This window comes from Sphingobium sp., from assembly GCF_041987595.1.
Lineage (GTDB): Bacteria > Pseudomonadota > Alphaproteobacteria > Sphingomonadales > Sphingomonadaceae > Sphingobium.
This window is the reverse complement of the sequence record NZ_JBHIWJ010000154.1, coordinates 1-6,865: the sequence shown is the minus strand read 5'-3', so window position 1 is coordinate 6,865 and position 6,865 is coordinate 1. Positions and strand designations below refer to the sequence as shown.

The following is a 6,865-nucleotide window of genomic DNA, read 5'->3' as shown; positions in this document are numbered from 1 at the left end:
GTGGGCATTGTCGTGCCACGCTGCTGCTGAGCGGCACGTGCGGCACCATTGTTGGTGTTGGTCACGATCGGGGGCGGCGCAGGAGCCGTTGCACCGGGAGCGATGTAGTTGCCGTTGGCGTCCACACGGCCGACCTGGAGGGATGCACCTCCGTTTTCCGCTCCACCACCAGAGTTATTTGATCCCTGGATTTGCGGAGCCGGCGCGCTGCCCCCACCGCCCTGCTGCTGCACGGCGTATGGATTGAAGCGTTCACCGCCCTGTCGTCCGGCGTTCTGTCCGAAGCCGCCACCCTGCTGTGAACGGTTATCGCCGGTTTCCTTGGCAGGCTCCTCCTCGCCGGCAGGCTTCAGGCGGAGATCGCCGGTGGACCAGACGGTGATGCGGGTTCCTGCAGGGACCGTGATCTGGACCGGAATGTTACCGTTCTTCTGGAACAGATCATTGGCGATCTGCTGCAGCGGCTGCTGCAGGATCTGGGCGGCGACCGCCTTTGCGTCCTGCGACTGGACGGTGCCGGTGGTGCCAGCAGCTGTGGAGCTCTGCCCCCCGAGGAGAGCCGTGACACCGGCCGAGGCTATATTGGGAAGCAGCGAGAAGCCATACCGCTGCAGATAGCGGTTGTTGATGCGTCCCGGAACGCCGCCACGACCCATCGCATCACCGCTTTCACCGTCGAAGACAAAGCGGACGCCGTCTGGACGGATGAGCTGGTTCCACGCGATGCCGACCCGATCCGTTGCACCGCCGCCAACACGGCCGATGATCTTGGTGCCGCGCGGGATCACGACCGTGCGTCCCGAGGAGCCGTAGACATCGCGGTCGACGGTTGCGACAGCTGTCACCGTCTGCCGGGTGTCGATCTGGTAGGTAAGGACTGCGGTCATCGGTTTGTCAGGCGTGATGACGCGCGACATGTCGGTTGGAGCGCTGGACTTCACCGACTGGACGCCGATGTTGTCCCAGCTCGTATAGGGGGAACGCGCGGCCGGCTGAAGCCCGCTGGGACCGTTCGCGACGCTGAATCCCATTCCACGACGAGCTGCCAGATATGCCTCACGTGCCAGCTGCATAGGGCTCATGCCAACAGCCGCCTGCGGGGCGGGCGCCTGCGCTCCAGGAGCGGGAGGAGGGACTTCCTGTGCCGCAGGAGTGCCTGTGGCTGCAGGCTTGGTCGACACGGCAGTGATCGGAATGGTGATGGACTGACCACCGGCAGCAGCAGGCGCGGCTGTCGCATCTGGAGCAGGAATTGCCGTTGGCGCCGCTGTCGGAACGGCAGCGTTCCCCGAGCTTCCGGTTCTGATCGTCAGAGTGGAATTGACCGAGCGCGCTCCGTTCCACGTGACGCTCGCAGTGCACGACATGTTGGCTCCGAGCTGTCCCTGCTGGGGGACAACGGGGCAGTCGATGTTCGCCACCTTGAGGACGTCACTATCGATGCTCGGAATCTCTGCGCCAACGATCCCCACAGGCCCACCCAGCGCCTGCAGGGTGAAAACGATCGTGTCCGGCTTGTCCTGCTGGAACTGGATCGTGCTGACGTTCGCGCTCAATGTCCCTACAGGATTGAGGGGCGTGGTCGAAGCGGCATCCTCGGAGGGTGCCTCGGGCACCATGGGATCCGATGGGCTGAGCTGCGTCTGCTTCGGCGCGACATCACCGCTGGGGCCGAACAGCATCCATCCGAAGAAGCCGAGCAAGATGACGATCGCGACGGCGGCGCCGATGCGGATCATGAGTGTCTTGCGCTGCTTGGCGTCCATTGCCATTGTTCTCGTTCCCTCTTAGCGCGCAGACTTTGCCGGCTTGACCGTGCAGGTTGAACCATCGACCCCAAGGGTTGTGCAGAGACGCATCCCTTCAGCGATGGTGGAGATCGGCCCGATCGACATGGCCACGCTTCCGTCGCCCTGCGGCTCCGGGGTCATGGTCTTGTCGCCGAGCGTCGAGAAGTATTGGACCCTGTAGGACTTCCACTTGTCTTCGATCTGCTCGGGCGTTCCGCCTTCCGGCGGGAAGATCAGTATCGCGCCCTTGCCCGGCGAGGCGCAGCAGATGCGCCCTGCGCTGTCCACGGCCAGACTGTCGAGATATTGACCGGGACCGGCCCGGCCGACGATGCTGTGCCCGTCCGGGGAGGGCGACGCCGATTTATCGATCACGCCGGGTGCCGACAACCGATAGCGCAGCAGATGCGCCTCATAGGTGAGGGCGACATAGAGAGTGCGTCCATCGGGCGAGAGGCCGACGCCATTCGGCCCGTCCAATGGTCCGGCGGCCAGCCGGATCTCCGACCCGTCCGTCCTGGCGTAATAAAGCGCGCCCCGCATTCGCGCCGCGCCGCGATCCCTGCCGAAATCGGTGAACCAGAAGCCCCCCTCTGCATCGAAGACAAGATCATTCGGTCCCCAGAAGGGCGTTGCTTCGGTGGATGCGTACAAGGTTTCGAAAGCGCCGCTGGCCGGATCGACGACCTGGATCATGCCGGGCGGCGTATCGAGAGGCGCCTCGATCGGCAGAAGCCCGCCATCTGGCAGGGTCATTGTGCCGAAGCCGCCATTGTTGCAGACATAGATGCGCCCGTCAGGACCGATCGCCGCACCATTGGGACCGCCGCCCAGATCGGCCATGGTGGTGCGTGCGCCGTCCGGGCCAAGGCGGGACAGGCGGCCGCCGAGCACCTCCACCAATATCAGGCCGCCATCGGGCTGCGCGATCGGTCCCTCGGGCATCAGCAGTCCGCTTGCAAAACAGGTCATCTCGTCCTCTCCCATTATGACCGACGGCATCTGCGGACCGTGCGCCACCCTCAAATCTGATGGATATTGGCATGATCGGACATCGGACCCACCTTTCGACAGGTAATTGAAGGCGCGAATTGGCGTCTTATCCGCCGCATACCCGATCCACGGGGAAAATGCCGAGGGGATAGCGACGTGGCTCGCAGGCAGATTTGCATAGGCGACAATCCGGAAAGCGCGGTCGGCGGCAGGAACTGACCGGCGGCAGGCGGCAACGACCATATTGCCAACCTACAGAAGCGGAAGGCCGGCAACAGACCGGCTCTCAAACAGTACGGTCATCCATTGGCCATCAGGGAGAAGAAGAATGAAGGGAATACGGGGTTTCATACTGCCATTGGGCCTGTTGCTGACGACATCCGAGGCGGCATTGGCGCAGTCGTCCACCGCCGCGCCGCAGGAAGGCGCTACCAGCGACATCGTGGTGACCGCGCGCCGCACCGCCGAGAATATTCAGGAGACGCCGGTTTCCGTCGTGGCTTTCGGGGCGGATTCGCTGCGGCAGGCCAATATCCGCGATACACAGGATCTGTTGATCAAGACGCCGGGCGTTTTTCTGGCCGGGTCGGGCGGGCGCGAAAACACCAATTTCTCCATCCGGGGTCAGTCCAAGGCGCTGGCCGGCAACAGTGCGCCGGGCGTCATCAGCTATTTCGCCGAAGTGCCTTCCCCCACCACAGGTTCCAGTATCCCGACCTACGACCTGTCCTCGGTTCAGGTGCTCAAGGGGCCGCAGGGGACGTTGTTCGGCCGCAACACGACCGGCGGCGCGATCCTCTATTATCCGACTGCGCCGGACTACAAGCTAGGGGGATATGCCAAGGCGTCCTACGGCAATTACGACGCCCGGCTGTTGGAAGCTGCGGTCAATATACCGCTGACATCGGATACGCTGGCCATCCGCATTGCCGGTCAGATCCAGAAGCGCGACGGCTGGACCAAGAATATTGGTATCGGCGGCGATCCCGACGATCTCAACTCGCGTGCGATCCGCGGATCGATCCTGTTCGAGCCGAGCGCCGCGTTTCGCAACACGGCCATTGTCGACTATTATCACAATGACGCGGTCGGCGGCGCGTCCGTGTTGACCGATGTCCTGCCCGGTCCCAACGGGCTGACGGCGACGGGCACGGCCAATGCAGCGCTGGTCCAGTTGGCGTTGCAGCGCGCACGCGGCCCGCGCGTGATCAATTCGGACGTCGATGCGTTTGAAAGGGTGAAGCGTTTCGGTATTACCAACCGGACTGAATTCGATCTGTCCGACGACATCACTTTCCTCAATATCTTCGGCTATCGGCACACCAAGATCGACTATTATTCCAGTGTCGACGGATTGCCGACATTGATCGCCGACGGCAGCAGCGCGATCCCCGCCGGGCTTCCGGTGACAATCGTCGGCGGCCGTCAGACATCCGATGTTCGGCAGATCAGCGACGAAGTGCAGGTGAAGGGATCGGCACTCGGCAATCGCCTCGACTGGCTGGTCGGCGCCTTCTACCTTGACAGCAAGCCGCTCGGGCCGTCGGGCACCTATATTCCCGTCTTCATCCTGCCCGGTATTACCGATGCGCGCTTCAACTACAGTTTCTACAGCGAAAAGAGCCGGGCGCTGTTCGGCAATGTCAATTATGAGATCGCGGACGGGCTGCACGTCAATCTGGGCGTGCGCCACACCTGGGACAAGATCGAGGCCTGCGTCGGCGGCGGCCTTAATAACCAGCCCGTCGTCTCGCCCGAAGAATGCGCGGACGGGGGGGCAACTATCCGCAATTCGAGCGTCAACAAGACTTCGTCCAAGGCGCTGACCTGGCAGCTGGGCGTCGACTGGAAGGCGTCGGATGCGATCTTCCTCTATGCGGTCACGCGCCGGGGCTATCGCGCGGGCGGAATCAACAGTCCCACGCTGGCCGGCAGGCTGGCGCCGTTCCAGTCCTTCGCCCCGGAAAAGGTGACGGATGTGGAGGTCGGTATCCGCTCCGACTTCACCATGGGCGACGTCAAGTTCCAGTTCAACGCGTCGCCTTTTGTCGGCTGGTATAATAATGTGCATGTGCCGATTTCCGGCCTCAATACGCAGGCAAGTTGCAGCACGACGGCCGCCGGTGGCACGAACCCGCCAAAATCACCGGACGGCGATTGCGATGCCAGCAATGATCCGAGCGGCGGGACGCTGCTCGTCAATGCCGGCAAGACCCGTGTTGCGGGCATCGACCTTTCGACCCGGATTCAGCCGACGTCGACATTGTCCTTCGACGCGGGGGCGACCTTCCTCGACCTCAAGTCGCGGTCGTTGACGGTGCCTGCCGCACTGCAATCCTATCTCGCAGCGCTCAAGGTGCCGTTCAATCTGGTCGCGAAGACGACGGTGACCGCCGGGCTGCGCTGGACGCTGCCCGTACCGCGCTCGCTTGCGGAAACGGTGGTCAGCATGGACTATTACCATTCGAGTAAAGTCCGCTCCTCCGATCAGGTTCTGCCCGCCTATGATCTGGTCAACGGACGGCTGGACCTGAACGGCGTGGGCGGCAGCAATGCCGACATCAGCTTTTTCGTGCGCAACCTGTTCGACAAGAAATATCTGGCTTCGAGCAATGTCGGATCAGCCGCGCTTGGCATATTCAGCGGGTTTTATGGAGCCCCGCGCACCTATGGCGTGGAGGTTCGCTATCGGTTCGGCGACTGACCGCAAGAGTTGAGGACGGTGCGTCAGTCTCGTCCTGTCCGCAAAGGCCAGCGCGGCCCAACGAAGGCGGATGACGCACCGGCCATAATGGACAGGGCAGGATTATGGGGAGGACCATCGATGGCGCAGACCGAAGCCGATCAGGATCAGGCCGAAAGCCGCGAACAGCTCAGCCGATGGCTTGAGGATGTGCTGGGCTGTTCTGAGGTCGTGCTGGAAAAGCAACGGCGCTGGCGCCCGGTCTGGCGTGCCAGCGCGCAGCAGAACGGTGTGAAGCGCGACTTTCTGCTCAAAGGCGACCGCACCTGGCCGACCCATCCCTATCCGCTCGATTATGAAATGCGCATGCAGCGGGCGCTGCATGAAAATGGCGTCCCCATTCCCGCCATATTGGGCATGTGCGACCAGCCCAACACCATCGTGATGGAATGGATAGAAGGTGGGCGGGACCCCGGCCTGGTTCAGCAGGCGATCGAAAGCGCATCGGTCATGACCGAAGATCGGTGGGCCGCATCCCTGCGCTATATGGAGATATTGGCGGATATACATCGTCTTCCAAGTCGCCCCTTCGTCGAAGGGGGAGCCTATTTGCCGCAGGGGCCGCGGGAGATTGCCCTGCACAATTTCGAACGCTTTCATGCCATGACGGCAGAGCAGGGCATCACCGATCCGCTGCTGGAATTTTGCGCACGCTGGCTGCGCCGCAACTATCCCCGACATCGGGAATCCATCTCCTTCGTCACGGGCGATTGCGGCCAGTTCCTTTCGGACGGCGCCCAGGTCACCGGCATATTGGATGTGGAAATCGGTCATCTGGGCGATCCCATGCGCGATCTCGCCTGCTTCCGGGGGCGCCATCCGATCGAGAATATGGGAGACGTCGCCGCATTGTTCCGTCACTATGAACGCGTGATCGGTGTGCCGCTCGATTATGACGCAATCGCTTATCACACCGTCTCTTTCCTGGCCGAAGCCATTTATGGCCCCCTGTTCGGGCTTCACGAAACGGGACGCGGCGGCGATTGGGTCGAGGCGGCGGTGCAGGTGCCGATGATCGGACGGCGCTGTATGGAGGCGCTTGCCGAGATATTGGGTGTGACGCTCGATGACATCGTGCTCCCACCGCCCGCCGCCGTCGACCAGAACGATCTGGCGCTCCAGAAATTGCAGGCGGAGATCGAGCGCCTGCCGGAAAGCGCATCGTTACAGGGTTGGCAACGCAACATCCTCGCCTCCATACCGCACTATCTCCGGGATCAGCTTCGCTATCGGGACTGGCTGCGGGACGAGGATGGTAAGGATATCGAGGCGCTGCTCGGTACAGCCTATGCCGATCCGGCCGAGGGTGAGGCCGCATTGATGCGCTTCATCGAAAAGA

The 6,865-nt window shown here is 62.6% G+C and carries 4 protein-coding genes; 2 read left to right on the top strand and 2 right to left on the bottom strand.

Annotation, left to right across the window (positions count from 1 at the left end; translation table 11 throughout):
• Both ACFC3J_RS21620 and ACFC3J_RS21615 read right to left on the bottom strand, forming a co-directional pair.
• On the bottom strand, positions 1–1,772 hold a 1,772-nt coding region (locus tag ACFC3J_RS21620), incomplete at its 3' end, for a TrbI/VirB10 family protein (protein WP_375198033.1).
• Positions 1,773–1,787: 15 nt separating this feature from the next.
• Complete coding sequence (locus tag ACFC3J_RS21615; protein ID WP_375198032.1) at positions 1,788–2,762, bottom strand: SMP-30/gluconolactonase/LRE family protein; 975 nt, start codon at positions 2,760–2,762, stop codon at positions 1,788–1,790.
• 349 nt (positions 2,763–3,111) lie between these two features.
• Between ACFC3J_RS21615 and ACFC3J_RS21610 the strand changes: the two genes are divergently transcribed.
• Positions 3,112–5,487 (top strand): TonB-dependent receptor, encoded by a 2,376-nt coding sequence (locus ACFC3J_RS21610; protein ID WP_375198031.1) that lies wholly within the window; start codon positions 3,112–3,114, stop codon positions 5,485–5,487.
• Positions 5,488–5,607: 120 nt separating this feature from the next.
• A partial coding sequence (locus ACFC3J_RS21605) for a phosphotransferase (protein ID WP_375198030.1) occupies positions 5,608–6,865 on the top strand: 1,258 nt, incomplete at its 3' end.